26 protein-coding genes and 1 pseudogene are annotated in these 24,054 nt (G+C 54.0%); 16 read left to right on the top strand and 11 right to left on the bottom strand.

Features of this window, described 5'->3' with window-relative positions:
• The first annotated feature begins 26 nt into the window (after nucleotides 1-26).
• The 3 genes from purE to SIB66_RS02135 all read left to right on the top strand — a co-directional run bounded on the left by purE (nucleotide 27) and on the right by SIB66_RS02135 (nucleotide 2,310).
• On the top strand, nucleotides 27-518 hold the full coding sequence (gene purE / locus SIB66_RS02145; RefSeq protein ID WP_063407696.1) for a 5-(carboxyamino)imidazole ribonucleotide mutase: 492 nt from the start codon (nucleotides 27-29) through the stop codon (nucleotides 516-518).
• A 76-nt stretch (nucleotides 519-594) separates the two neighbouring features.
• On the top strand, nucleotides 595-1,212 hold the full coding sequence (locus tag SIB66_RS02140; RefSeq protein WP_063407439.1) for a hypothetical protein: 618 nt from the start codon (nucleotides 595-597) through the stop codon (nucleotides 1,210-1,212).
• A 30-nt stretch (nucleotides 1,213-1,242) separates the two neighbouring features.
• Entirely contained in the window at nucleotides 1,243-2,310 is a 1,068-nt protein-coding gene (locus SIB66_RS02135) for an AI-2E family transporter (protein ID WP_063407438.1), read from the top strand.
• On the opposite strand, the gene cysC is transcribed toward SIB66_RS02135, so the two are convergent.
• Together cysC and SIB66_RS02125 are read right to left on the bottom strand one after the other, a co-directional pair.
• Entirely contained in the window at nucleotides 2,255-2,905 is a 651-nt protein-coding gene (gene cysC, locus SIB66_RS02130; RefSeq protein ID WP_236070389.1) for an adenylyl-sulfate kinase, read from the bottom strand. The two genes, SIB66_RS02135 and cysC, sit on opposite strands and share 56 nt — an antisense overlap.
• Before the next feature lie 60 nt (nucleotides 2,906-2,965).
• Nucleotides 2,966-3,307: a translation initiation factor gene (locus SIB66_RS02125; RefSeq protein WP_063407436.1), complete on the bottom strand. Its 342-nt coding sequence runs from the start codon at nucleotides 3,305-3,307 to the stop codon at nucleotides 2,966-2,968.
• Between SIB66_RS02125 and SIB66_RS02120 the strand changes: the two genes are divergently transcribed.
• The 3 genes and pseudogenes from SIB66_RS02120 to trpB all read left to right on the top strand — a co-directional run bounded on the left by SIB66_RS02120 (nucleotide 3,307) and on the right by trpB (nucleotide 5,231).
• Entirely contained in the window at nucleotides 3,307-3,507 is a 201-nt protein-coding gene (locus SIB66_RS02120; protein WP_063407435.1) for a hypothetical protein, read from the top strand. The genes SIB66_RS02125 and SIB66_RS02120 overlap by 1 nt on opposite strands.
• Before the next feature lie 28 nt (nucleotides 3,508-3,535).
• Nucleotides 3,536-3,868, top strand: a pseudogene (locus SIB66_RS02115) (heavy metal translocating P-type ATPase); the annotation flags it as partial.
• 112 nt (nucleotides 3,869-3,980) lie between these two features.
• A complete protein-coding gene (gene trpB / locus SIB66_RS02110) occupies nucleotides 3,981-5,231 on the top strand; it encodes a tryptophan synthase subunit beta (protein ID WP_063407694.1) in 1,251 nt (416 codons plus the stop codon).
• 19 nt (nucleotides 5,232-5,250) lie between these two features.
• Here the strand turns inward: trpB and SIB66_RS02105 are convergent, their stop codons facing one another.
• The 4 genes from SIB66_RS02105 to hrcA form a co-directional block, all read right to left on the bottom strand.
• Nucleotides 5,251-5,421, bottom strand: coding sequence for a hypothetical protein (locus tag SIB66_RS02105; protein WP_236070387.1), 171 nt, complete (start codon nucleotides 5,419-5,421; stop codon nucleotides 5,251-5,253).
• 804 nt (nucleotides 5,422-6,225) lie between these two features.
• A complete protein-coding gene (locus SIB66_RS02100; RefSeq protein WP_063407433.1) occupies nucleotides 6,226-6,666 on the bottom strand; it encodes a hypothetical protein in 441 nt (146 codons plus the stop codon).
• A gap of 27 nt (nucleotides 6,667-6,693) precedes the next feature.
• Nucleotides 6,694-6,969: a transposase gene (locus tag SIB66_RS02095; RefSeq protein WP_413410244.1), complete on the bottom strand. Its 276-nt coding sequence runs from the start codon at nucleotides 6,967-6,969 to the stop codon at nucleotides 6,694-6,696.
• 197 nt (nucleotides 6,970-7,166) lie between these two features.
• Nucleotides 7,167-8,225 carry a heat-inducible transcriptional repressor HrcA gene (gene hrcA, locus SIB66_RS02090; protein WP_063407432.1) on the bottom strand — a complete coding sequence of 353 codons (1,059 nt, stop codon included), beginning with the start codon at nucleotides 8,223-8,225 and terminating at the stop codon, nucleotides 7,167-7,169.
• 281 nt (nucleotides 8,226-8,506) lie between these two features.
• Between hrcA and SIB66_RS02085 the strand changes: the two genes are divergently transcribed.
• From SIB66_RS02085 to SIB66_RS02045, 9 genes are all read left to right on the top strand, one after another.
• The gene (locus tag SIB66_RS02085; RefSeq protein WP_063407431.1) at nucleotides 8,507-10,120 is read left to right on the top strand and encodes a DUF3352 domain-containing protein; all 1,614 of its coding nucleotides are present in this window, start codon (nucleotides 8,507-8,509) and stop codon (nucleotides 10,118-10,120) included.
• The gene (locus SIB66_RS02080; RefSeq protein WP_236070386.1) at nucleotides 10,098-10,598 is read left to right on the top strand and encodes a SixA phosphatase family protein; all 501 of its coding nucleotides are present in this window, start codon (nucleotides 10,098-10,100) and stop codon (nucleotides 10,596-10,598) included. The genes SIB66_RS02085 and SIB66_RS02080 overlap by 23 nt, the downstream gene beginning before the upstream one ends.
• A gap of 25 nt (nucleotides 10,599-10,623) precedes the next feature.
• Entirely contained in the window at nucleotides 10,624-11,814 is a 1,191-nt protein-coding gene (locus SIB66_RS02075) for a citrate synthase (protein WP_063407693.1), read from the top strand.
• Between the two features lie 60 nt (nucleotides 11,815-11,874).
• Nucleotides 11,875-12,993: an NADH-quinone oxidoreductase subunit NuoH gene (gene nuoH, locus SIB66_RS02070; RefSeq protein WP_236070433.1), complete on the top strand. Its 1,119-nt coding sequence runs from the start codon at nucleotides 11,875-11,877 to the stop codon at nucleotides 12,991-12,993.
• Between the two features lie 127 nt (nucleotides 12,994-13,120).
• The gene (ndhI, locus tag SIB66_RS02065; protein ID WP_063407428.1) at nucleotides 13,121-13,777 is read left to right on the top strand and encodes an NAD(P)H-quinone oxidoreductase subunit I; all 657 of its coding nucleotides are present in this window, start codon (nucleotides 13,121-13,123) and stop codon (nucleotides 13,775-13,777) included.
• A complete protein-coding gene (locus tag SIB66_RS02060; RefSeq protein WP_011131383.1) occupies nucleotides 13,774-14,376 on the top strand; it encodes an NADH-quinone oxidoreductase subunit J in 603 nt (200 codons plus the stop codon). Before ndhI ends, SIB66_RS02060 begins: the two co-directional genes overlap by 4 nt.
• A gap of 39 nt (nucleotides 14,377-14,415) precedes the next feature.
• Nucleotides 14,416-14,745 carry an NADH-quinone oxidoreductase subunit NuoK gene (gene nuoK, locus SIB66_RS02055; RefSeq protein ID WP_011827260.1) on the top strand — a complete coding sequence of 110 codons (330 nt, stop codon included), beginning with the start codon at nucleotides 14,416-14,418 and terminating at the stop codon, nucleotides 14,743-14,745.
• A 12-nt stretch (nucleotides 14,746-14,757) separates the two neighbouring features.
• Nucleotides 14,758-15,705 (top strand): NAD(+) kinase, encoded by a 948-nt coding sequence (locus SIB66_RS02050; protein ID WP_063407427.1) that lies wholly within the window; start codon nucleotides 14,758-14,760, stop codon nucleotides 15,703-15,705.
• 5 nt (nucleotides 15,706-15,710) lie between these two features.
• On the top strand, nucleotides 15,711-16,211 hold the full coding sequence (locus SIB66_RS02045) for a CYTH domain-containing protein (RefSeq protein WP_063407426.1): 501 nt from the start codon (nucleotides 15,711-15,713) through the stop codon (nucleotides 16,209-16,211).
• A gap of 233 nt (nucleotides 16,212-16,444) precedes the next feature.
• On the opposite strand, the gene SIB66_RS02040 is transcribed toward SIB66_RS02045, so the two are convergent.
• Nucleotides 16,445-16,723 (bottom strand): helix-turn-helix domain-containing protein, encoded by a 279-nt coding sequence (locus SIB66_RS02040; RefSeq protein ID WP_063407425.1) that lies wholly within the window; start codon nucleotides 16,721-16,723, stop codon nucleotides 16,445-16,447.
• A 90-nt stretch (nucleotides 16,724-16,813) separates the two neighbouring features.
• Between SIB66_RS02040 and SIB66_RS02035 the strand changes: the two genes are divergently transcribed.
• Nucleotides 16,814-17,707: a methylenetetrahydrofolate reductase gene (locus tag SIB66_RS02035; protein ID WP_063407424.1), complete on the top strand. Its 894-nt coding sequence runs from the start codon at nucleotides 16,814-16,816 to the stop codon at nucleotides 17,705-17,707.
• Here the strand turns inward: SIB66_RS02035 and SIB66_RS02030 are convergent.
• The 4 genes from SIB66_RS02030 to SIB66_RS02015 all read right to left on the bottom strand — a co-directional run bounded on the left by SIB66_RS02030 (nucleotide 17,688) and on the right by SIB66_RS02015 (nucleotide 24,048).
• Nucleotides 17,688-18,866, bottom strand: coding sequence for a nucleotidyltransferase family protein (locus SIB66_RS02030; protein ID WP_063407423.1), 1,179 nt, complete (start codon nucleotides 18,864-18,866; stop codon nucleotides 17,688-17,690). The two genes, SIB66_RS02035 and SIB66_RS02030, sit on opposite strands and share 20 nt — an antisense overlap.
• 45 nt (nucleotides 18,867-18,911) lie before the next feature.
• A complete protein-coding gene (locus tag SIB66_RS02025; RefSeq protein ID WP_063407692.1) occupies nucleotides 18,912-19,814 on the bottom strand; it encodes a segregation/condensation protein A in 903 nt (300 codons plus the stop codon).
• A 462-nt stretch (nucleotides 19,815-20,276) separates the two neighbouring features.
• Nucleotides 20,277-21,947, bottom strand: coding sequence for an NAD(P)H-quinone oxidoreductase subunit 4 (locus tag SIB66_RS02020; protein ID WP_063407422.1), 1,671 nt, complete (start codon nucleotides 21,945-21,947; stop codon nucleotides 20,277-20,279).
• Nucleotides 21,948-22,035: 88 nt separating this feature from the next.
• Nucleotides 22,036-24,048, bottom strand: coding sequence for an NAD(P)H-quinone oxidoreductase subunit 5 (locus tag SIB66_RS02015; protein ID WP_063421899.1), 2,013 nt, complete (start codon nucleotides 24,046-24,048; stop codon nucleotides 22,036-22,038).
• Nucleotides 24,049-24,054 lie beyond the last annotated feature (6 nt).

The following is a 24,054-nucleotide window of genomic DNA, read 5'->3' as shown; positions in this document are numbered from 1 at the left end:
AATCGCCGCCGCAGGTGGCTGTGGTGATGGGTAGTGATTCTGATTTGCCAACCCTGCAACCGACTGTCACCGTCTTAGAGGAGTTCGGTGTGAAGGTGGAGGTGCGTGTGCTTTCTGCGCACCGTACGCCCCTTGAGATGGTGGCCTTTGCAAAGGAGGCTCATCAGAGAGGTTTGAAGGTGATCGTGGCAGGTGCCGGCGGTGCTGCTCATTTGCCGGGCATGGTGGCGTCACTGACCACGCTGCCAGTGATTGGAGTACCTGTGCAGAGTAGAGCTCTTTCCGGGGTGGATTCCCTGCATTCGATTGTGCAGATGCCTGGGGGAATCCCTGTGGCAACAGTGGCGATTGGCGGAGGGCTTAATGCTGGCTTGCTGGCGGCTCAGATCCTGGCGATCTGTGATCCACAGCTTGCAGAGCGGTTGAGGGCCTACCGCCAGGATCTTCACGATGCTGTGGTAGCCAAGGATGCTCGCTTGTTGGAGCTTGGCAGTGAGGCTTATTTGGGGCAGATGTGACGGTCTTGTTGGAACTGATCAACTCTGATGAAGCCATGGGTATGGTCCCGGCTTGATCATTGCGTATTGAGGTTTGATGCTCAGTCATCCAGTGGCCCGTCTTCTGGCTTTTGCCGTTGTTCCGGCTCTGATCGTTTATGTCGTTGTTCTCGCCCTTGCGGTTGCCGCTGGCATTGAGCCCGGGTTGGTTGTGCGTGACCTGATGCAGACCTGCAAGTACCCAATTGGTGTGGGCATGCTGTCCAATTTGGGCATTCTGCTTTGGGCTGCGGCTGCGGCGATTAGTTTTTTTGCTTGTTTTTCGGGGTTGGTTGTTCAGCGTGGTTGGCGTCAGCTGTTGCTCGTAGGAGGAATCTTCTCCACCACGCTTTGCCTCGACGATCTCTTCTTGCTGCATGATCGCCACGTGTTAGGGCACGAGGGTTCTTACTACATCCTCTATGCCGTTCTTGCCGTGATCATTTTGTTGCGCTTTCGTCAGCTTGTGCTCCAGGCTGATGGTGTGGCTTTCCTGGCGGCGGCCTTGCTGTTGGGCCTCTCGGTGTTGAGTGATCGCTTCCAGGAGTCTTTACCCATTGGCTACGCCACAGTGCAGTTGTTTGAAGAGGGCTTTAAGTTTGTTGGCATTGCCTGCTGGCTTGCCTTTTGGTGGCAGGCTTCTTTGCGAGGAGCCAAGCTTGGCGCCAGCGATTGATCTGCTGAGGGTCTCAACGAGAGTTCTCTGATGCTTGGGCCATTGGTATTCCCTATCTGGTTGCGGCTCAGCCTGGTTTTACCTCTATTTGCCCTCAACCTTTGGGTGCTGCGTCAGTTACTACTGCCTTTAGCCCCATTCCCTGGTCTGTTTGTCACGGCAGCGCTCATTGCATTTTTGCTAGATATCCCCAGTCGCTGGTTGAATCAGCGTGGTCTGTCCCGTTGGTTGGCTATTGGGGTGGTAGCCGTTGTGACGGTGGGTTTGTTGGTGTTGGCGGGTGTTGCTCTGGTGCCCCGTTTGATTGATCAGCTTGGTCAGTTGATCAATGAATTACCCGGCTGGCTTGTGGCTGCAGAAGGTTGGGTGACACGGCTGCAGGAATGGGCTTCGGCTCGGGGCTTGCCCAGTGAATTTGGAGACTTCAGCAGTGATCTACTGACACGATTGAGCCGCGTGGCGACTCAGTTGAGTCAGCAATTACTCGGCATTCTTGGAGCCACTCTTGGCATCACCATCAACACGTTGTTGGTGCTTGTCTTGGCAGTGTTTCTTTTGTTGGGGGGCGATCCAATTACTGCAGGGCTGGCTCGTTGGTTGCCGGATCAATGGAGGGAGCTTGTTGTCGATACGATCACGGGCACATTCCGTGGTTATTTTGCTGGGCAGGTCTTGCTTGCATTGATTCTCAGCGGAGGCCAAATCGCTGTTTTTACGCTGCTAGACATTCCCTTTGGAGTGTTATTTGCGGTCTTAATTGGTTTTACGACTTTGATCCCCTACGCCAGTGCGATCACGATTGTTGGTGTTAGTGCACTGCTCGCATTACAGGACCCTCGCATGGGCCTAGAGATTTTGGCCGCTGCGATCGCTGTTGGTCAGATTGTGGATCAAGTGATCCAACCTCGCCTGATGGGAAGCATCGTTGGCTTGCAGCCTGCTTGGTTGCTCATTGCTTTGCCGATTGGTGCCAGAACAGGAGCATTATTTGGTTTTGGTCAGCTCTTGGGGTTATTGCTGGCCGTTCCCGTGGCGAGTTGCATTAAGACACTGGTTGATGCTTGGCGGGAATCACCTTTCGATCCAGCAGAGTCTTGAGCACGATTTCAACGCACGTTTCCAGACTCTGTTCACCGGTATTGACCTTTAGTTCGGGTGACGCAGGCTCTTCATAGGGGCTTGAAATACCGGTGAAATCTTTGATTTCGCCTGCCCTGGCTTTGGCGTAGAGCCCTTTGGTGTCTCGCTCTTCGCAAATGCTTAGGTCTGCTGCACAGTGGATTTCGATGAAATCATCAACATCTACAAGCTTGCGGGCTTTGTCTCGGTCAGCTCGAAAGGGGGAGACGAAAGCGGTGAGCACGATGACACCAGCATCGAGGAAGAGCTTTGCAACTTCGCCGATGCGGCGAATGTTCTCCTCTCGATCTGAGTCGGAGAAGCCGAGGTCTTTGCAAAGGCTATGGCGAATGTTGTCGCCATCTAAGACATAGGTGGCAAGACCTTGCTCAAAAAGGGCAGCATTCACTGCATTGGCAAGGGTGCTTTTGCCAGAACCAGATAGGCCAGTGAACCAGAGGATTGCACTGCGGTGGCCGCGTTGTTGTGCTCGCGATTGACGGTCTACGGAGGCTTCATGCCAGACAATGTTCGTGCCCTTGGGGTTTGTATCTCCTTGCGGGGCAGAGCTCATGGTCTTGATGTTGATTGGGCAGCCATTCTCCATTCCGCCTAGCTGATCTGTCAGCTCCTTTCAGCCACCAGCTTGTTTGGGACGGAAGCCCTCGCTTTGCAGGAAGTCCATCACCAGGGTCACCTGGTCGCCCTGTAGCTCGAGTAGATCGTCTTTGACTGTTCCGCCTGTGCCAGCGCGGGCCTTCAGGCGTTTGAGCAACTCCTTGGCTTCTGCCGCGGGGAGTTCAAGCCCAGTGATCTGGGTCACTGTTTTGCCACGCTTGCCCCCGCGTGTGCGTTGCACCCGTACAGCTTGCTGCTCCTTGGGATTGGCTTGGCTGACATCGGGGCGCTCCATCGCTCTGGATTGCCCTGAAAAACCACCTGGGCCTGTGAATTCCTGCCAGCCACCTCGGGGCATTGTCTGATCGCCAATGTTGTGAATGTACGGGGGTTGGTGTTTTTGCATGCCATCTTCGAGGTGATCAGATGCAACTCCGCGATCCGATGGCTGCTGGTGATGCTCTGCTGGATGGTTGCTGCAACAACGATTGCAGCGCTAACGCGAAGGAATTCAGCGTGAGTAGAGAGCTGATTCCAATTGCAGCGGCCGCATCCTGATTGCAGATGCCATCAAGCTGGGGGCACCGTGGCGTCTGTGAGCGATGGCATGAACGATGCACCGGTGATTGCTCGCGCTGATGTAGGCATGGCGATGGGAGCACTCGGCTCTGATGTCGCTATTGAGACCGCTGATGTGGTGAGCATGAGCGATGCCCCTTCTCAGCTCGCCAAGGCGATTGATATCGGCAAGTGCAGCAGGCGGATTGTTTTGCAAAACATCGCTATGGCCCTGAGCGTGAAGGGGCTGTTCATCGCCTTGGCTGCCTTTGGTGCGGCAACTCTTTGGTCGCCTGTCTTTGCTGATGGAGGAGTTGCCTTGCTGGCAATCCTCAATGCCTCGTGCGTTTGGCGCCGTTGAGTTGGCTGGCAAAGACTCCCTCTAACTTTGCGGCTTCAAACGAAAGCACTCTTTGCTGCTTGGGGTGATTCTTTCGATTCCTAGGCTGGTGTTGTTCTTGCCTGGCGTACCGGTGACCAGCACTCTGCCCTCTCAGCCCAAAGATGCGGACCTCGCTGTGAGTGCGCGACCTTCTGCCCAGGGGCGTTTCGGCAGATATGGGGGCCAGTATGTTCCCGAAACCTTGATGCCTGCCTTGGCTGAACTGGAGCAAGCAGCTGCGCAGGCATGGAAAGATTCTGCCTTTACTGCTGAGTTGGATCGGTTGCTGCGTCGTTATGTGGGTCGGGCGACGCCGCTTTATGAGGCTGAGCGACTCACAGCTCATTACTGCCGTTCAGACGGAGGCCCCAGGATTTGGCTTAAGCGTGAGGATCTCAATCACACCGGTGCTCACAAAATCAATAACGCTTTGGGTCAGGCTCTGTTGGCGTTACGCATGGGTAAAAAGCGGATCATTGCCGAAACAGGTGCGGGTCAACACGGCGTGGCCACGGCCACGGTGTGTGCCCGCTTTGGCCTTGAGTGTGTTGTTTACATGGGTGCTGAGGACATGCGCCGTCAGGCGTTGAATGTGTTCCGCATGCGTCTGCTTGGAGCCACCGTGCAGCCTGTAACTGCAGGCACGGCCACTCTGAAGGATGCGACGAGTGAGGCGATTCGTGATTGGGTCACCAATGTGGAGAGCACCCATTACATCCTTGGCTCGGTGGCTGGTCCCCATCCCTATCCGATGCTTGTTAGAGACTTTCATGCCGTGATTGGTCAGGAGGCCAGGCAGCAGTGTGCTGAGGCTTTCGGTCGCTTGCCTGATGTTCTCTTGGCGTGCGTGGGTGGAGGGTCCAATGCCATGGGTTTGTTTCATCCCTTCGTGCAGGACCGCTCTGTGCGCATGATTGGAGTTGAAGCTGCTGGTGATGGTGTTGAAACTGGTCGTCATGCGGCAACAATCACCGAGGGTCGAGTAGGCGTTTTGCATGGAGCGATGAGTTTGTTGCTTCAGGATGATGAAGGTCAGGTGCAAGAAGCCCATTCGATTAGTGCCGGCCTCGACTACCCGGGAGTGGGTCCAGAACACAGCTACTTATGTGAGATTGGTCGGGCGGAGTATGCCGCTGTTAGCGATCAGCAGGCTTTGGATGCCCTGCGCTTGGTGAGTGAATTAGAGGGAATTATTCCTGCCCTGGAGACGGCCCATGCCTTTGCTTGGTTAGAGACGCTTTGCCCCACGCTCGCCGCTGGAACAGAAGTGGTGATCAATTGCTCTGGTCGTGGCGATAAGGATGTCAACACCGTGGCAGAGAAACTTGGTCATCAGCTTTGAGTGATGGCTACCGGCAGTCTTAAGGCACTCGCTGCTGCCTGGTGATGAGCTGCCGGGAATAGCTAAGGGCAAGAGAGCTGATCCCCGGCCAGAGTGGGGAGGGGGCAAGTATGCAGCCACGGTTTGGAGCCACGGTCATTTTTTCGGCCATCTGATACCAATGGATCTGACCATAGTTCTTCGTGCTCATAACCCGAAGGTCGGGAGTTCAAATCCCCCCCCCGCCACCACTTAAAAGCCCCTCTCTGAGGGGTTTTTTAATGTCCTGGACTAGGAAGTTCTAAAACTGACAGGTTGGGCCTACCTGTTCTAGTTGCCCCTATTTGCACCCAGTTTTAACGTTAATAGGCACGCCGAGTGTGCCCGTACGGAAGGCTAAAAAGGGGCTTTAAGAGGCGCATAGCACAAGGACGACCAAAAAGATCACAGAGCATTTGGGGCCGCCTTGTGGCCGATTTGAAGGCTAAAGATACCTGGCACCTTCTTGCCAATAAGATGCTTGTAAAGGCGTGTAGTTGATAGAAGCAGGCTCTGAGAATAGTCATGCGCTACTGAAAAGCTAACCATCAACTTTTCGCCTCTAGCGAATATCTATATTTCCTCTACTAATCATCAGAATCTGAACTGGATATCACCATCTCTGATTCCATTTATTTTTCTAAATCTCACCACAAGTTGATGCCAATCCTCAGGGATTTGATTAAGCCGAACATCCCAATCCCAAGGCAATCGTTGTTGGCCTGGTGAAACCCTCTTGTTCTTGTTTGTAGTTCTTGCACTACTCACCAATCGTTTAAGCATGCGACTCCCCCAGTGGCATTTAGGAGCAGCTTTGGAGTGGGCGCCCCGTGGTATTTAATACCCCGTTGCACGGGGCATTATTTGGTCGTTAGTATTCAACCCACTATGGGCCAGCAACGCCATAACCTGCAGGGGCGAACGCTATCTGATGCAAGACACCTGCGAGAGTCAGACAACTACTTAGAGAGCTGAATCAAACATTTTCCCATGGGCCTTTGGTTAATTTAGCACCATCTGAACCAGGCCATGGAGGCATGGTCACTACATGCGCTACAGCTTCCAACTGTCCAGTATTACGAAATTGCATCGCTCCACCGCAAGGTGCATGTAACGCGGTGCCAGCATTAAAATTCACATGTTTTTCAATGCCTTCATGCTTTATCCAAAACACCCCTTCACCTTGAATAAAATACCATATTTCTTCTGTACATAATTGAATGGCAGCATGTGAAATAAAGCCAGGGGGGAAACGGCACAAGTAGGTATTGCCATGCTCAGTTTGAAGCATAAACTCCATTACACTGCCATCATCAGCCCTGCCTAAAACCCGCTCCTCAGGTTGACATACTTGCTTAAGAGTTTCTGGCGTCGGCATTTTTGTTTTATCTGCGTGATCAGAATACTTCTCATTCATTTGTTGTTCATCACTTAATCTCCTAGGCTAATTATAGCGTATAATTGAAAATATAATTACAAACACATAAAGTAAGAGCAAGGTGGTCTCCCTCTCCTCCGATGGTTTAAGCAATAAGTGAAGGTGTTTAGCCATCAGGCAGAGCCCATACACCCTCACGGCAAACTTCTGCTGGGCCTTTTTAAGTACCACCAACAACACATCACGCCTCAGGGCTTTAGCAATCAAGCACTGCCTGCTATTGCATCGCAGCGTGATGTGAAAACTGCAGCCAGTCGGCAGTAAGCGTTTTGCTCGAGCCATGGCCTTGCGGCATCAGAGCTCGATCATCAGCAAGGGGTTAACGAGTAACTGATCACGAGAACGAATGATGCAAGGATCAATCAGTGCATGGGCCTCATTTCCAGCTTTTGTTGAACCGTTTATTCCGCCGAAAACCTAGTTGCCGAAAATCAGTAGTCGTAGCAAAAAAGCTTCCAACTCATCGCTAGTTGTCTCGCTTAGCAGAGCAACCTTTCAAGGTGATTCGCCACGCTGCTGACGGCTGCCTTGGCTGTGGCATAAGCCATTCGCATCGGCCCAACCAGAGCAACTTGGCCGATGCCTTCCCCGGAGCTGTGATAGGTCGCTTGCACCACGGAACAGGCTTCCAGGGCGCTTTTGGGGTGCTCAGCGCCAATCCACACGCCTCCCAGTTGCTCATTGCCAACTGGCACCACTGCAGCTGGCTGCGTATCCATCAGTTCAAGTAAAGGTTGGAGGCTGGCGCTACTGCTGAATTCTGGTTGGGCGAGCAGCCTTGACATCCCATGGAACACTGCATCTGATTCAGCCGGTGTCTGAGCTTGGCTGTGGCTGTGAATTGCCTCTCGTAGTAAAGATCCGCTCAGATTGAGCTGCGGTGGCAGGCTCGACCAGTCGAGGCTGCCGTTGCCCGTTGTGGCCAGTTGATCGCGGGTCCACTCTTCGATGGCTTCGAGTTCGTTGCTGGCTTCATGGGGTAGCCGCAGATTGAGATGACTGGCTTGGTTGGAGCTTTCCACCAGCATCACCAGCAGCCGGTCGCCACTGCGCACCAGGCGTACGGCTTGAAGCGTTGGCTTAGGGCGTGCGGGCCTTGTGATCAAGCTCATCAGGCCGGTGAAATCGGTGAGGCGACGGGCCAATTGCCACATCAAGTCATCGAGAGCTGCCCAGCGCAGACTGAGGTTTGTTAGCTCCCGTTCAAGGTGCTGCGCCGCCGATCCTGGAGGCGGCAGCAAGCAGTCCACATAGTGGCGATAGCCCTGCGGGCTCGGCACTCTTCCCGCCGAGGTATGAGGTTGGGTGAGCAGGCCACGCTGTTCAAGGGCTCCCATGGCCGAACGAACCGTTGCGGCGCTGGCTTTGAGGCCAAAGCGTTGCACCAGGGTTTTGCTGCCGACGGGCTCAATCGTGTCCACGTAGTGGTGCACCGTTGCTTGAAGCACCTGCTGTTGTCGTGCCGGTAGCGACTCCAAAGCGGTGACGTCGGGATCTTGATGGTACGGGTGGGTCGTCCTGCTTTCGTGATCTGTCACGAACTCATTAAGCCGGCCTCAGTGTTGGCGCAGTTTGCTTGCAACCCAGCATCACCAACTAGCGATGCTTCTTTCCAGATTGCAGCTTTTGTGTTTTTCGTCGTGCAGCTAGACAAGATTTTGTGGCGGTAAGTGTGTGGCTGTTCGCGATTCAGTTGGCTTGCGCAAAGAGGCCTGTCAATCGCCTCATTGTTGTTGACTTTGTGAGCGCTTCATACTGGGCGCAAGACGATCAGACGATTAATGGATAAAGATGATCTAAAGAGTCTCATTGCCGGCCCATGAAGGCCCGCCCGTTTTTGATTGCCGTGCTAGCCACGGTGTTTGTCCTGTTCTCATTGGTGGCGGGGCTTGGATGGGCTATGGCTCGCCAAAACCCTCTTCGTTTGGTTGATCAGCCACTGGAGTTGCCACGTGCTGCAAGGTTTGTGCCTCGAGAGGCTGCTCTTGCCGTTCATTGGTTGATGGATCCAGTGCGTGTGCCGGCCTATGCCCAGGCTGTAGCGCCGGCACGCAACCGTCGTCAGGCTCGTGATGGTGCTCAGCAGATTCGTGATGGTGCTTTCGCACTCGCTGGTTTGGATTTTGAGTCGGAGTTGGTCGACTGGCTTGGTCCGCAAGTGAGCATGGCTTTGTTGGAACCCGACGTGCCAGAAGGATCCATGGGTTGGCTTTTGGTTCTAGAGAGTCGAGATCAGGATGGCGCGAGGCGGTTTTTGCAGCGCTTTTGGCAAGCACGCAGCTTGGCTGGCACAGATCTGCAGATCAGCCGCTATCGGGAGATGGGAGTGATTAGTGGCAAAGGGGCTTTGAGCGGACGCAATCCCCAGCCTTTGGCAACAGCATTGATCGACGATGACCTGCTGTTGCTTGCCTCCGGCCGGGGGGTATTGGAACAGGCTCTTGATGTTTCCCAGTTGTCTGACCAGCATCAACTTGGCGATCAGGAGCTTGTCGAGATCGTGCGCCAGCTTGGTGATGGTGTGGCGCTGATGGTCGCTTCGCCGCCCGCTCTTCATTCTTGGTTAGGCCTACCAAAGCCGCTCAGCCAGCGTGAGGATCTGTTGGGTTTGGTGGCTGCCTTGAAGCCTGAAGGGTCCGATTTGGCCCTGGAAGGGCTGTTGCGTTTCCAGCAACCCCTGGAAGCCGTTGCGAGTGAGGCTGGATCAGCTGATGGTCTTGCTCAGCTCACTGCCTCGGCTGGTGGTCAGGCGGAGGCACTCGCTTTGCTGAGTTCACCTTCTCGATTACTTGATCCCTCAGATCAGGATCCTCTGGTGCAGTGGTTAGGTCCTTTACTGCGTGAGCAGTTGACGTCAAATGAACTGTCTTCGGCTGCCACGATTGCTGGTTTAGACGATGGACCATTGTTGTGGCTTCAGCAGCCCGAAGGCTGGGTGGTTGCGACCAAGCAGGACCATCCAGCTGTCTCGGTGGTGGATGATGCGCTGACTGAGCAGGGTTTTATTCGTTCGGATTTGCCGTCTGATGACGAATCTCTGCAGGTGTGGACGCGCTTGGCACGTCAACAAAGCTCCAGTAAGAACTTGCTTGAGGCTCAGTTGGGCGTGGCTTTGGCCGAAGAGCCAGACCTGGCCTGGTGGGGTCAGACCCTTGCGGCTCTGCAGCAGCGCAAGCAGGGCAAGGCGTTGCAGCCTCGTCTTCGTCAGCTGAACAATCTCAATCGAGATGATCGTCCGCTTACTCAACAGCTGGTTCTTGGTGCAAGTCCTGGTCGCGTGCAGCTTCAGCATTGGCGCCCCTGGACGTTGATGCAAACGCTTGCTGGTGGTTCATTGCAGCCCAGTGTGCAGGGGTTAGCCATGGCTGTGGGGCCTGATCAGGATGAGCAAAGCTCTTCTCTTCGTATGCGTGCCCGCCTCAACCTCGGTTGATCTTTTCTTATTGCGCCATGGCATCGCTGAGCAGCGCTGCCATGGGGTTGATGATTCGCTACGCCCACTTACAGAGCAAGGAATTCTGCGCACGATGGAGGTCACTCGTCGCTTGCGAAGCCTTGGCTTTGCTGCTGATCGTCTGCTGAGTAGTCCTTATCTGCGTGCGGCTCAGACGGCAGAACTTGCGCAGCAGGCGGGTCTGGCGGGGCGGGTGGAATTCGAGAGTGGCTTGCTTCCTGGCAGGGATCCTTGGCCTTTGCTTGAAGGATTGATTGGGCGCTGCCTTTTGGTGGGTCATGAACCTGATTTGACCCATCTAGCAGCAAGGTTGCTTGGCATCCCTACGGGCTGCCTGGTGTTGAAGAAGGCTGGTTTTGCTCACCTCAGATGGTCGCAGCAGAAACGAAGCCCTGCTGGCAGGGCAACGCTGCAGGTGTTGTTGAGGCCGACGGTGTTGTTGCCCTGTTCCGCTTAGGTTGCCAAGGAGTTGTCGAGATGCGGTGGGGCAGGAGCAGTTTGGGGAGATTCGCCACGATCGCAGTGGCGTCAGCTTTCGTCCGGGGCTGGAGGGAGTGCCAGTAACCCAATCCGCCATCTGTGATATCGATGGACTGCAGGGGCGGCTTGCTTATCGGGGTTATCCAATTGCGGAGCTCTCAGCGCATAGCAGCTTTTTGGAAACCACCTATCTGTTGATCTGGGGCGATCTGCCCAGCCCACAGCAACTTCGTGATTTCGAAGCTGAGGTGCAGATGCACCGTCGCGTGAGTTTCCGGGTACGCGACATGATGAAGTGCTTCCCAGCTTCGGGGCACCCGATGGATGCACTTCAGTCGAGTGCGGCATCCCTGGGGCTGTTCTATTCCCGTCGAGCCATCGATGACCCGAAGTACGTCTATAACGCTGTGGTGAGGCTGATCGCCAAGATTCCCACGATGGTGGCGGCCTTCAAGATGATTCGCAAAGGGCAAGATCCAATTCAGCCTCGTGACAACCTGGCCTACTCAGCCAATTTCCTCTACATGCTCACCGAGCGTGAACCGGACCCTTTGGCGGCAAGGGTTCTTGATCGCTGCTTGATTCTGCATGCGGAACACAGTCTTAATGCCAGTACTTTTAGTGCTCGCGTGACCGCCAGTACGCTCACAGATCCTTATGCAGTGGTGGCCTCCGCAGTGGGCACCCTTGCAGGACCTCTACATGGTGGAGCCAATGAGGATGTTTTGGCGATGCTCGAAGAGATCGGCAGCCCAGAGCATGCTGGTGATTACTTGGATGAAGCGATTGCTTCTAAGCGCAAGGTGATGGGCTTTGGCCATAGGGAATATCGGGTCAAGGATCCTCGCGCTGTGATCCTTCAGGGTCTTGCAGAGGAGCTGTTTGCCCGATTTGGCACCGATGAGATGTACGACGTGGCCAAAGCGTTGGAGCAGGCGGCTGCCACCCGTTTAGGCCCTAAAGGGATCTATCCGAATGTGGATTTCTATTCCGGTCTTGTGTATCGCAAGCTTGGAATTCCACGCGATCTTTTTACTCCTGTGTTTGCCATCTCAAGGGTGGCTGGTTGGCTAGCTCATTGGCGAGAGCAACTTGGCGCGAATCGGATTTTCAGGCCTTCGCAGATTTACACAGGTGCCCAGAACAGAACTTGGATCCCTAGTGATGAGCGTGTCTCTTCTACGGGCGCCTAAGTTGCAGCCAGCTCAGCCATCACCATGGTGACCACCTTTGCCACTGCAACCTCCGGCTTGGTGAGTTCTGGCCTTGATCTGGAGTTGAGCTTTAGTCAGTCATTACAAGGGCTGGGGCTTTCCCCTCAGGTGGCCCATCTCATTTGGCTGCCGCTACCGATGCTGTTGGTGCTGACTGCGGCGATGGTGGGCGTTTTGGTCACCGTGTGGCTAGAGCGGAAGATTTCGGCGGCTGTTCAGCAGCGGATTGGCCCTGAATACGCAGGCGCCCTCGGCGTGTTGCAGCCGATGGCCGATGGCTTGAAGTTGCTGGTGAAGGAAGACGTGATCCCTGTCAGGGCGGATGGCTTGCTGTTCACTCTTGGTCCGGTCCTGGTGCTTGTGCCTGTGATCCTCTCCTGGCTGATCGTGCCCTTTGGTCAAAATCTGCTGATCAGCAATGTGGGGATAGGGATTTTCCTCTGGATCTCCCTTAGCAGCATTCAGCCCATTGGCCTATTGATGAGTGGCTATGCCTCTAATAACAAGTACTCACTCTTGGGTGGGCTGAGGGCTGCAGCTCAATCGATCAGTTACGAAATCCCTCTTGCCTTGGCTGTTCTGGCAGTGGTGATGATGAGCAATTCGCTTAGCACGGTCGACATTGTTGCCCAACAAAATGGTGCTGGCTTGCTGAGCTGGAATGTGTGGCGGCAGCCTGTGGGCTTTTTGATCTTTTGGATCTGTGCCCTGGCCGAGTGCGAACGACTTCCTTTCGATCTCCCTGAAGCTGAGGAAGAGCTGGTGGCGGGTTATCAGACCGAGTACGCAGGGATGAAGTTTGCCCTGTTTTACCTCGGTAGTTACATCAACCTTGTGCTTTCGTCCTTGTTGGTCGCAGTGCTCTATCTAGGGGGATGGGGCTTCCCCATCCCGGTGGAATGGCTGGCTGGTTGGCTTGGTCAGTCGGTTGATGCTCCCTTGCTGCAGGTGATCACTGGCTCCGTTGGCATTGTGATGACAGTGCTGAAGGCTTATCTACTGGTGTTCTTAGCCATCTTGTTGCGCTGGACTACTCCACGCGTACGCATTGATCAATTGCTTGATTTGGGCTGGAAGTTTCTTTTGCCGATCGCTCTTGGAAATCTGCTGATTACCGCTGCTCTTAAGTTGGCTTTCCCTGTTGCCTTTGGTGGTTGATGTAGCCAAAGCGCTTGAAGGTGCTGGATCTCGTCCTGGGAGGGCTAAGCACTTTTACTTATCCTGGTTAAAAAGCTTGTAGGATTTCTGGAATGCTCCTAGTGGGCCTCTTAGAGGTTCCTTTCGCATGTTCGGGTTCCTCAAAAAAGTTGCTGACTACACCCGCGACGCTGCGGATGCGGCGAACTATCTGATCCAGGGCCTTGCGGTCACATTCGATCACCTGCGCCGGCGTCCGATCACGGTGCAGTATCCATACGAGAAGCTCATCCCCTCAGAGCGTTATCGCGGTCGTATCCACTACGAGTTTGATAAATGCATTGCTTGTGAGGTTTGCGTCAGGGTTTGTCCCATCAACCTGCCTGTTGTGGACTGGGTGATGAATAAGGAGACGAAGAAAAAGGAGCTGCGCAATTATTCCATTGATTTCGGTGTCTGCATCTTCTGTGGCAACTGTGTGGAGTACTGCCCTACCAATTGCTTATCGATGACAGAGGAATATGAGCTGGCTGCGTACGATCGCCATAGCCTGAACTACGACAATGTTGCATTGGGTCGTTTGCCAACCAGTGTGACGACAGACCCATCTGTGCAGCCTTTACGAGAGCTGGCCTATCTGCCTAAAGGGGTGATGGATCCCCATGATGTCCCTGCCAATCAACCTCGTGCCGGAAAGCTCCCGGCAGAGGCGCTCAAGAGTCTGAGCTTGCAACAAGAGTCTGTTCAAGGGGATGAGGGACAATCGTTGCAGGATGCTTCTGATCAAGACCAGCCCAGCGGATGACGATTGCTACTTCCACAGAATTAATCTGTTTCCTGGTACTAGGCGCCGTGGTGGTCCTCGGCAGTCTTGGTGTCGTCTTGCTGGGCAATATCGTCTACTCCGCCTTTTTGCTTGGTGGCGTATTTATGGCTGTGGCTGGTCTCTATCTGCTCCTAAATGCCAGTTTTGTTGCAGCAGCACAGGTGCTGGTTTATGTGGGTGCAGTCAACGTGCTGATTCTCTTCGCGATCATGCTGGTCAACAAGCGAGAAGATTTGAAGCCGATCGAGGGATTGCCGATTCGAAGGCTGCTCTCTGGTGGAGTTTGTGCAGGATTGTTTGTTCTTTTCTTTCGTGTGGTGATCACCACACCCTGGGCAGTGCCGGGCCCCGCAGCGATTGGAGTAGGGGCTACTGAGCGAATTGGCGAACACCTATTTACTGACTACCTTTTGCCTTTTGAGCTGGCGTCTGTGCTTCTACTGATGGCCATGATCGGTGCAATTGTGTTGGCCCGCAGAGATGTGCTGGAGACTGATGTTGGTACAGGTGATGCTGTCAATCAGGGTCTGATCGAGAAGGCTCAAACCCCGTTGCTTGTCGATAAGTCCACGCCCTGATCAGTTCAGGACACTTTGCTTTTTCCCCTGATTGATCCCATGCTCGAGTCCTCGTCCGGTCTTGTTCCTCTTCAGGCCTATCTCTTGCTTGCTGCGATGCTTTTCTGTATCGGCGTGTGGGGGCTGATCAATAGCCGTAATGCTGTTCGGGTTTTGATGAGCATTGAGCTGATGCTCAATGCGGTGAATATCAATCTGATGGCATTCTCTTCATATATTGATGGTGATCTGATCCGCGGTCAGGTCTTTGCTGTGTTTGTGATTACTGTTGCTGCTGCAGAGGCAGCTGTGGGTCTTGCGATCCTCCTTTCCTTGTACCGCAATCGCGTCACTGTGGATATGGAGCGCTTCAATCTGCTGCGCTGGTAAGGAGACCCAGGCATGCGTCTCGATTTGGTCTGGGTGATCTATCGGGCGGGAAGTCATTCTGCGCATCGTGAAGCATGTTGTTGTGTTGACGAGCTCCAAGCGCTAGGAGTGACAGTGGTGATGGCCATGAGTGGAGTGACGGCCAACCCTTTCCCCGATTTATTGGCCTCAGAAGCCGGCCTGCCTGATTTGGCTGTTGTGCTTGGGGGCGATGGCACGGTGCTCGGTGCAGCCCGTCATCTTGCCGTTCATGATGTACCAATCCTTAGTTTCAACGTCGGAGGGCATCTAGGTTTTCTGACGCATGAACGCTGTTTGCTTGATGGCGGTCAGCTATGGCAGCGATTGTTGCAGGACAACTTTGCTTTGGAGCGCAGGATGATGTTGCAGGCTGCAGTGGACAGCCGCTCCCTTGCTGAACGAACTGCTCGACCTACTGCTTCGCTCCAGGATTTGAATGGGACTAAGGCACCGCACTGGGCCCTGAATGATTTTTATATGCGTCCTTATCGCGATGATGTGTCGCCTACCTGCACCCTTGAACTAGAGATCGATGGTGAGGTGGTGGATCATTACCGTGGCGATGGTTTGATCTTGGCGACACCCACAGGGTCTACCGGCTACTCGATGGCGTCTGGAGGGCCGATTCTTCACCCTGGCATTGATGCCATCATCGTGAGTCCAATTTGTCCGATGAGTCTCTCTAGTCGTCCCGTCATCGTGCCTCCAGCTTCACGGCTCGTGATTGGGCTTCTGGGAGAAAACACTCGCCGGGTGAAGCTCTGGAAAGATGGGGCGAGTGGTGCCCTGCTTGAACCAGGCCAGTGTTGTGTTGTTCAGAGGGCTCGGCACCATGCATTGATGGTGGTTCTTGAACAGAGCCCCTCTTATTACAGAACTCTCACGCACAAGCTGCATTGGGCGGGAAGTCTGCTCAACAATCAACCATCTCCCAGCTGAAGCTCATGGGCCTCGAGATCGAACGGAGGTTTTTGGTGGTGGGAGAAGAGTGGAGATCTTTGGCAGGACCGGCCTTGCCTTTGCGTCAGGGTTACCTGGCCGGGTCTCCTCAAGGGTTCACTGTCAGGATGAGAATCATGGCGATGGAGCAGGCTTGGCTCACCCTCAAGGCTCCTGCTGAGGGTATTGCTCGCCATGAGTTCGAATATCAGATCCCTCTAGTCGATGCAGAGGCTCTCTGGGGTTTGGCGCCTGATCGTCTGATCAAGACACGTTATGAACTCAGCCTTAAAGGTGGTGATTGGGTGGTCGATTGCTTTGAAGGAGCTAATGCTCCTCTTGTACTAGCGGAGGCGGAACTTGTCTCTGCGGAGGATCGGCTAGAGATTCCCACGTGGTGTTGGCAGGAGGTGACTGGTGCATCTGAGTGGAACAATGCCGCTTTGGCACGCACCCCGATTCAGCAATGGTCAGATCATAGGCGCCGAGATTACGGCCTGGCTTGACCAAAGCGCCCCAAGGGCCTTTATAATCTCTTAACAGTTCCGATCGAGTGAACTGGTTGTTCGGGCAGCAGAGGCTGCGGGAAGGCAACTTGTGTTTGGTTTGTACGATACCGATGGCATCCTCCGCTTTACGTGCCGGGATCGTGAGGCTTGTATGGCCTATGTCGAGTTGTTTGATCTTGAGTCCGAAGGATGTTCTTTGATGTCCATCCCAGAGCCCGCTGTGCTTGGGTTTAGGAGTCAGAGTCGGAGTCGTCTGGCAAGGAGCAGCAATTGAAACCATCGCGGCAGATCTTGCCGTGATCCATGGCCCAGTTCAGAAGGGCTACACGATTTTTTGAGCCTGTTTTGGTGAACATGTTGCTGACATGATTGTCGACAGTTCGCTTGCTGATGGTTAGCTTTTCAGCGATTTCTTGATTGGTTAGACCATCGGCGACAAGGTCAATGATTTCCATTTCCCTTGAAGAGAGTGAGATATGAATGGAACTGGGGATTTTGCCTGTGGCCATTTCCTCCCCATTGATTATCTCCGGTCATCTTACGCAGACTTTGGGCAAGCGATCCCTCATAGTTGGTGAGTAAGTGAAGGACATCTTGATTTGAGTTCAGCCTTGCAGCGCTCCATCGAGGCCGGAGCGGTGACGATCACTGCTGAGGTCATGCCTCCTCGTGGTGCAGATCCTGTTCATTCCTTGATGATGGCTCAAGGTTTGAAAGGTTTTGTTCATGCCATCAATGTGACTGATGGCAGCCGTGCAGTGATGCGGATGAGCAGCCTTGCTCTCTGCCGGTTGCTGTTAGATGAGGGGCTTGAACCGATTTTGCAGCTCGCTTGCCGTGATCGCAATCGGATCGCCCTTCAATCAGATTTACTTGGAGCTCATGCTCTGGGTATTCGCAACGTGCTCTGCCTTACAGGTGATCCGGTTCGGGTTGGTGATCAACCTGAGGCGAGACCTGTTCATGACTACGAGTCGGTGAAATTGCTGCATCAGGTCGCTGCCTTCAACCGTGCTGAGGACCCTGTTTCGGGATTACTCCCTGATGGAGCGACTGCTTTGTTTGCTGGGGCCGCTGCTGATCCCAATTGCCAGAGCTTGAGTGGTCTGCGGCGTCGCCTCGAACGAAAGAAGGAGGCCGGCGCTCGCTTTCTTCAGACTCAGATGGTGATGAAACCCGCTGTGCTTGAACACTTTTGCAATGAGGTGGCCAATCCCCTTGGGTTGCCTGTGCTTGCTGGGGTGTTTTTGCTGAAATCAGCTCGTAATGCAAGCTTCATTAATAGGGTTGTGCCTGGAGCATGCATTCCTGAATCACTTGTGGTTCGGCTGGAGCAAGCATCTGATCCAATGGCTGAGGGGATCGCTATTGCTGCTGAGCAGGTCAGGAGTTACTTGTCTCTTACCCAGGGAGTCCATCTGATGGCCGTGAAAGCAGAAGAGCGCATCCCCGAGATTCTTAATCAGGCTGGAATCAGCTTGGTGCCGGTGTGAGGTCTGTGCCAAGGAGTTCGGCCATGGCCTTCTGCTGAGGAGATGGTTCCACAAGGTCTTGGCGCCTTGCATCGGTGATCAGCCAATCAAGGGCTGCTTCTTGAAGGTCAAAGTGATCGCCGTTTTTGCCAACGCAGTAACGGCCAAACACCAGCTTTTCCACCAGCTGCACACCAGCTCCAATACGGGAATAGTCAAAGATGATCGAGTTGTCCACTGTTGCCCCTTCGCAGATGCAACAGCTAGGGCCGATCATTGATGGCCCAATAATTGTTGCTCCATCTTCGATGCGGGTCATGCCACCCACATAAATTGGACCTTGCACATTGATCTTGTCCCAGTTCGCGGCAACGTTCAATCCTGTGTAGATCCCAGGACGGACTTCCTTGCCAGGAATGCCTACTTGGCGAACCTCTCCTTGCAGCACGCTGCGAATGGCTCTCCAATAATCAGGGACCTTGCCAATGTCCACCCATTCGAAATCCATAGGTAGGGCGAAGAATGGTAAGCCCATCTCCACCAGCTTGGGGAATAGGTCAGAGCCGATATCGAAGGGTTGGTCGGAAGGAATGTGCTCGAAAATCTCTGGTTCAAAGAGATAGATGCCTGTGTTGATTGTGTCGCTCAGCGCTTCATCAGTGGAGGGTTTCTCTTGGAATGCCTGAACACAATCATTCTCGTCTGTGACCACCACGCCATAGCTGCTGACTTGATCTTTGGGGACTCGTTTGGTCACCAAGCTCGCCAGAGCGCCTTTGGCACGATGGCGTTTCACGGCTTCTGAGAGGTCGAGATCAATCAGGGCGTCGCCACAGAGCACCACAAAGGTGTCATCAAAGAATTGTTGAAAATCCTGGATTTTTTTGAGGCCGCCAGCGGAACCAAGGGCGTCACCAATCAGTTCTCCCTCTTCGATGCGTCCCTCGAAGCTGTAGGCGATTTCTACGCCAAAGCGCTGGCCATCGCGGAAGTAGTTTTCAATTTCCTCAGCTAGGTGAGACACATTCACCATTACTTCTTTGAATCCGTGCTCCTTCAGCAGTTCGAGCAGAAACTCCATCACGGGTTTCTGAAGGATGGGAATCATCGGCTTGGGGATCACGTGGGTGATCGGCTGGACGCGAGTCCCTTTGCCGGCCGCCAAAATCATCGCCTTCATTGGCGTTGTTAGGCCTCAGCTCGGTTAAACAACATAGACCTCCATTCAAGCGGCATTCACGACCTCGGCCGGAGTGGCAGCTGGCACGTTAAGGCTGGTAAGCGGGAGCTGAGCAATGGTTCCTGGGGCCAGCAGTCGCTTCAGTCGTAGGGGGGCATAGAGGGATCCTTCCTGTGCCAGTTCCACTTTTCCCTGTGAGCATAGAAATAACAGAGCCCAGAACACGCCCACCCGATCAGTGTCCAGGTCTGCTGCTGAGACTTTTTCCCACTGACCAACCAACTGCTCGAAATCAACCCAGTGCAGGGCCTGCTCCCAATCGTTGAGGAAAACTCCTAAGGCTGCAGTCGTTTCAGGAAGTTTTTCCCGGTGCGCCAGAGCGGTGACTTGGGCAATGGCCTCACGCTCGCTCAAACGTTTATTGCGTTTGCGGCGTCGCTGTTGCAGTTCGTCGGATTCGAGTTGTTCGGCGATGGATTCCAGTTGTTCGATGAGCTCGCCAAGAGTCACTGGCCTGCGAAGGGGTGGTGGTGCTGCCGGACGACGTAAGAGGTGGCGCTCTGGGCGCCTGGGAAGCGCAAAACTTGGATCTAGCCAGCCTTGCTCTCCCAGCTCTGCTTCGAAGCCTTCTTCAAACAGAGGTTCCGGCGGAAAGGTTTGGGCTTCGAGAACCTCTGCTTTGAGACCAACCAGGACTGATGCGGCCAAAAAGGCTTCGCTGCTGTCTGCTAAATCCTGTTCATAACTGCCGCCTTGCCGTTGAACTTGTGCGGCCACTTGCTGGGGCACCTCAATTCGCTGGCGTAGTTGATCGAGGAAACCATCAACCACAGCGATCACATCGACATCCCAGGGATCTAATTCACCTCGCTCTGCGGCATCTTGCAGCAGGCGGATTGCAAGGCGTGCGCCTGAATCAGCCCCCCTGTTCAGTCCATCATCCTGCAAGGTAAAGATCACGCTTGAAATAAGTTATCGATCTTGTTAGGCGCGCGCTAGGGGGATTCCATAGATCATCATGCCTTTAAAGAGTTATATGAATTGTGTTGGGAGGAAGCTGATGAGGTGGTTTCTAGTCAGCTTTCGTCTCAAAGTTTGATCGTCTTGCTTGGTCTTGGTCGGTTGAGTTGGTGGCTTAGAGGCTGAGGTCGGGATTGCTTGGCATGGTTCTAGATCAGCCACTCCCGGCAGAGAATAAGCATCTATTGTTAGCCCTTAGACCTGCAATAACATCCAAAAGGGCTCGAGATAATTGTGAATCGCTTTGTTGAGTTCGAGGCAAAAGATCAAGATGAAAATGATCTGGCGAATCCCTTAAAACAGCAACTAGCTAATCATTGCTTCTGCAGACTTCAGGGTGGTTCGCTGTGCAAAGAAAGGCTGAAGCTCTTACTTCCTAGGGAGCTGCTCCTATCGCGTTTGAGTGATCGGCAGACTTGGGGATGAGACCACAGCAGGCGTCATGGTGGTGTTTCGAATCATCAATGCTGAGGGTTTTTTGATGCGTTGCAGGGCTAACTCATCTCGCTTTACTAATTCTTGGATGGATGCGGTATAGCTATCGGTCATGAGTCGGGGGTAGAGGCCAATGCCGATTATCGGCACGAGTAAGCAGCTAATGATGTAAACCTCTCTTGGTTCGGCATCAACCAGGTTGGTATGGGAGACAAGTTGGTCATTCTCTTTGCCAAAGAAGATTTCTCTCAGCATTGAGAGTAGATAGATGGGGGTAAGGATGACGCCGATTGCCGCAAGCCCTGCAATCACAATCCGGAAAGTCAGCGTGTAGGCCTCATCGGTAGCAAAGCCCACGAACACCATTAATTCAGAAACAAAACCACTCATGCCAGGCAGAGCGAGGGAGGCGAGTGCACAGACAGTCCATAGGGCGAACATGATTCGCATCTTTTGACCCACTCCTCCCATCTCATCAAGTTGCAAGGTGTGGGTGCGGTCGTAGGTGGCTCCTACAAGGAAGAACAGACTGGCGCCGATTAGGCCATGACTGATCATCTGCAGCATGGCGCCACTCGTTCCTAGGGCACTGAAGCTGCCAATGCCGATCAGTACAAAGCCCATGTGGCTAATTGAGCTATAGGCGATCTTGCGTTTGAGGTTGCGCTGGGCGAAGGAGGTGAGAGCGGCATAGATGATGTTGACCACCCCAAGCACGATGAGAAGTGGGGCGAACTGGGCATGGGCTTCAGGTAGCAGTTGAGCGTTAAAGCGCATCAAGGCATAGCCGCCCATCTTCAGCAGGATGCCTGCAAGCAGCATGTGAACTGGCGCTGTTGCTTCTCCATGGGCGTCTGGTAGCCAGGTGTGTAGAGGCACAATTGGCAGCTTGACGCCGAAGGCAATGAGCAGTCCGGCGTAACAGAGCAACTGGAAACCTGTACCAAAGCTTTGTTGGGCGAGGTTGGTGTATTCGAAGTTGGGTGTGCCTCCGCCAAAGAACCCCATGGCTAGGGCCACCAGCAGAATGAACAGCGAACTGCCAGCGGTATAAATGATGAATTTTGTGGCTGCATATTGCCTTTTTTTGCCACCCCAGATCGCTAGCAGCAGGTAGACCGGCAACAATTCCAGTTCCCAGGCCAGGAAGAACAGCAGCATGTCTTGAACGGCAAATACTGCGATCTGGCCGCCATCCATTGCCAGTATCAGGAAAAAGAACAGCTTGGGTTTGAACGTCACTGGCCAGGCTGCCAGGACTGCCAGTGCTGTGATGAAACTGGTGAGCAGAATGAGTGGCATCGAGATGCCATCTGCTCCGACGGCCCAGGTGAGGCCCAGATCAGGTAGCCAGCTCACCCGTTCGGATAGTTGTAAGCCGCTCAGACTGGGTTCATAGCCGTATAGGTAGGCAGCCACGGTAATCAGAAAGGTCACCAGGGCGATGCCGAGTGCAAACCAACGAACCTGCTTACCCTCCCCTTCATCAGGGATGAACGGCACCAGAAAGGCCCCCACAATCGGGAACAGAATTGAGAGGCTCAGCCAGGGGAAGTTAGCGCTCACCTGATCGCTCAGCAGCTCGGCACCTGTGTCCAAGGGTGCGCTTATGGCAAACTCCAGCACGGACAGGCCTTTTCAGCACTGGTCGGAGTGTAGAAATGCTTGGCGTTCTGACACTGCATCGATAGGGGATAACACACAATTTGGTTTATCAGCTCACAGGACTGCCTAGGACGCCGAAAAGCACGACCAAAGCGATGACACCACCGAAAACGATGAGGGCGTAAAACTGAGCGCGGCCTGTTTCAAAGTACTTAAGACCTTCGCCACTTCCAAGCGTGAGTAGGCCGGTGAGATTCACCACGCCGTCAACCACCTTGGCATCCACTTCAAGCACTTCACGAGCCAGTTTGCGGCTGCCGCGTACGAAGATCTTTTCATTGATGTCATCCAAATACCACTTGTTGGCCAGAAAGGTATTGATGACAGGGAAACGATTGGCAAATAGTTCTTCGAGATCGAGGCGGTGCAGTGCATAAGCCAAGACAGCCAAGCTGATGCCTGCTGTTGAGATCGCCACTGAAGCACCTGCGAGTGGCAGGAATTCACTCCAGTTGAATGTTGCGGCCATTTCAAGGGCCTCCTCTGGGTTGAGCAGGCCTGCAAAGCGGCTGTTCCAGGGGGTGCCGAGTAGACCAATCAGCATCGAGGGCACTGCCAAGACTGCTAATGGCAGAGTCATGGACCAAGGCGACTCATGCAGGACCCCGCCTTGATGAGGATGCTCGTCTTCACTGCCTTTGCCCGCAGCAGCAAGCAGGTTTGCCTGAAGGGTTTTGTCTTCTCCGCGGAATGGCCCTTCAAATGTGAGGAAGTAGAGGCGGAACATGTAAAAGGCTGTCATCCCTGCTGTCAGAAAGCCCACAACCCAGAGCAATGGGAAGGTTGTGAATGCTTGTCCAAGAATTTCGTCCTTGCTCCAGAAGCCTGCTAAAGGGGGAATACCGCTGATGGCAATGCAGCCGATCAGGAAGGTGATGGCTGTGATCGGCATTTTTTGGCGCAGGCCGCCCATCAGCCTCATGTCTTGGGCCAGGATGGGCTCGTGACCAACAACGTCTTCCATGGCGTGGATCACTGAACCTGAGCCAAGGAAAAGCATGGCCTTGAAAAAGGCATGGGTCACCAGGTGGAACATTCCTGCTACGGGAGCGCCGCAGCCCATCGCCAGCATCATGTATCCAAGTTGAGACACCGTGCTGTAAGCCAGTCCCTTCTTGAGGTCCATCTGGGTGAGCGCGATGGACGCTCCTAGAAAACAGGTGATCGTGCCGATCACGGCGATCACCAAACCCACCATGGGGAACTGGCTGTAGAGAGGTTCGAGCCTGGCAACGAGGAAGACACCGGCTGCCACCATGGTTGCCGCATGGATGAGAGCTGAAATTGGTGTGGGTCCTTCCATGGCATCGGGAAGCCAAACATGAAGGGGGAATTGTGCTGACTTGGCCATCGGCCCCATGAAGACCAATAGACATAAGGTCAATGCCGCCCAGCCTGGAACGGAGCCGTTCGCGATGGCATCTGACAAGCCATTAGCAATGCCATTGAAATCAAAACTGCCCGTTGCCCAAAAGAGTCCGAGAATGCCAAGGAGCAAGCCAAAATCACCCACACGGTTGACGACAAAAGCCTTTTGAGCTGCATGGGCGGCACCATCTCGGTCGTACCAGAAGCCCACCAGGAGATATGAGCACATCCCTACCAGCTCCCAAAACACATAGATTTCGAGAAGGTTGGGGCTGATAATCAAGCCCAGCATCGAGCTGCTGAATAGGGCTAGATAGGTAAAGAAACGCACGTAGCCCTTGTCGTGGGCCATGTAGCCGTGGGAGTAGATCATCACCAGCAGAGCGATGGTGGTGACCAGGGCAAGCATCACGGCTCCAAGGGGATCAATCACATAACCCATTGGCAGAATGAAACTGCCGGCGCTGGCCCAGATGAAGAGATGTTCGACAGGTGCCTCACCGGTTAGCTGCTCGGCGAGGACTGCATAGCTCAAGACGGCGGCAGCACCTAGAGAGGTGAGCAGCAGCAGAGCTACCGGCTTACGCAGGCGGTTAATGGTGCGGTTGAAACTGATTAGTCCCAGGCCTGTGGCGATCGCTCCGAGTAGGGGGAACACCGGGATTAACCAGGCGAGGTCGGCGGCCGAGGTCATCCGGTC

This window comes from Prochlorococcus sp. MIT 1318, from assembly GCF_047304505.1.
In the GTDB taxonomy this organism is placed as follows: domain Bacteria; phylum Cyanobacteriota; class Cyanobacteriia; order PCC-6307; family Cyanobiaceae; genus Prochlorococcus; species Prochlorococcus marinus_D.
Note: the sequence above shows the minus strand (reverse complement) of the source record. Positions and strands in the feature narration are given on the sequence as shown.

What these genes read in the sequence shown, in the direction of transcription:
- purE (WP_063407696.1), top strand. Translation starts at nt 27, where the DNA reads ATGGGTAGTGATTCTGATTTGCCAACCCTGCAACCGACTGTCACCGTC.
- SIB66_RS02140 (WP_063407439.1), top strand. Translation starts at nt 595, where the DNA reads ATGCTCAGTCATCCAGTGGCCCGTCTTCTGGCTTTTGCCGTTGTTCCG.
- SIB66_RS02135 (WP_063407438.1), top strand. Translation starts at nt 1,243, where the DNA reads ATGCTTGGGCCATTGGTATTCCCTATCTGGTTGCGGCTCAGCCTGGTT.
- cysC (WP_236070389.1), bottom strand. Translation starts at nt 2,905, where the DNA reads ATGAGCTCTGCCCCGCAAGGAGATACAAACCCCAAGGGCACGAACATT.
- SIB66_RS02125 (WP_063407436.1), bottom strand. Translation starts at nt 3,307, where the DNA reads ATGCCCCGAGGTGGCTGGCAGGAATTCACAGGCCCAGGTGGTTTTTCA.
- SIB66_RS02105 (WP_236070387.1), bottom strand. Translation starts at nt 5,421, where the DNA reads ATGAGCACGAAGAACTATGGTCAGATCCATTGGTATCAGATGGCCGAA.
- SIB66_RS02100 (WP_063407433.1), bottom strand. Translation starts at nt 6,666, where the DNA reads ATGAATGAGAAGTATTCTGATCACGCAGATAAAACAAAAATGCCGACG.
- SIB66_RS02095 (WP_413410244.1), bottom strand. Translation starts at nt 6,969, where the DNA reads ATGGCTCGAGCAAAACGCTTACTGCCGACTGGCTGCAGTTTTCACATC.
- SIB66_RS02085 (WP_063407431.1), top strand. Translation starts at nt 8,507, where the DNA reads ATGAAGGCCCGCCCGTTTTTGATTGCCGTGCTAGCCACGGTGTTTGTC.
- ndhI (WP_063407428.1), top strand. Translation starts at nt 13,121, where the DNA reads ATGTTCGGGTTCCTCAAAAAAGTTGCTGACTACACCCGCGACGCTGCG.
- SIB66_RS02060 (WP_011131383.1), top strand. Translation starts at nt 13,774, where the DNA reads ATGACGATTGCTACTTCCACAGAATTAATCTGTTTCCTGGTACTAGGC.
- nuoK (WP_011827260.1), top strand. Translation starts at nt 14,416, where the DNA reads ATGCTCGAGTCCTCGTCCGGTCTTGTTCCTCTTCAGGCCTATCTCTTG.
- SIB66_RS02050 (WP_063407427.1), top strand. Translation starts at nt 14,758, where the DNA reads ATGCGTCTCGATTTGGTCTGGGTGATCTATCGGGCGGGAAGTCATTCT.
- SIB66_RS02045 (WP_063407426.1), top strand. Translation starts at nt 15,711, where the DNA reads ATGGGCCTCGAGATCGAACGGAGGTTTTTGGTGGTGGGAGAAGAGTGG.
- SIB66_RS02040 (WP_063407425.1), bottom strand. Translation starts at nt 16,723, where the DNA reads ATGGCCACAGGCAAAATCCCCAGTTCCATTCATATCTCACTCTCTTCA.
- SIB66_RS02030 (WP_063407423.1), bottom strand. Translation starts at nt 18,866, where the DNA reads ATGAAGGCGATGATTTTGGCGGCCGGCAAAGGGACTCGCGTCCAGCCG.
- SIB66_RS02015 (WP_063421899.1), bottom strand. Translation starts at nt 24,048, where the DNA reads ATGACCTCGGCCGCCGACCTCGCCTGGTTAATCCCGGTGTTCCCCCTA.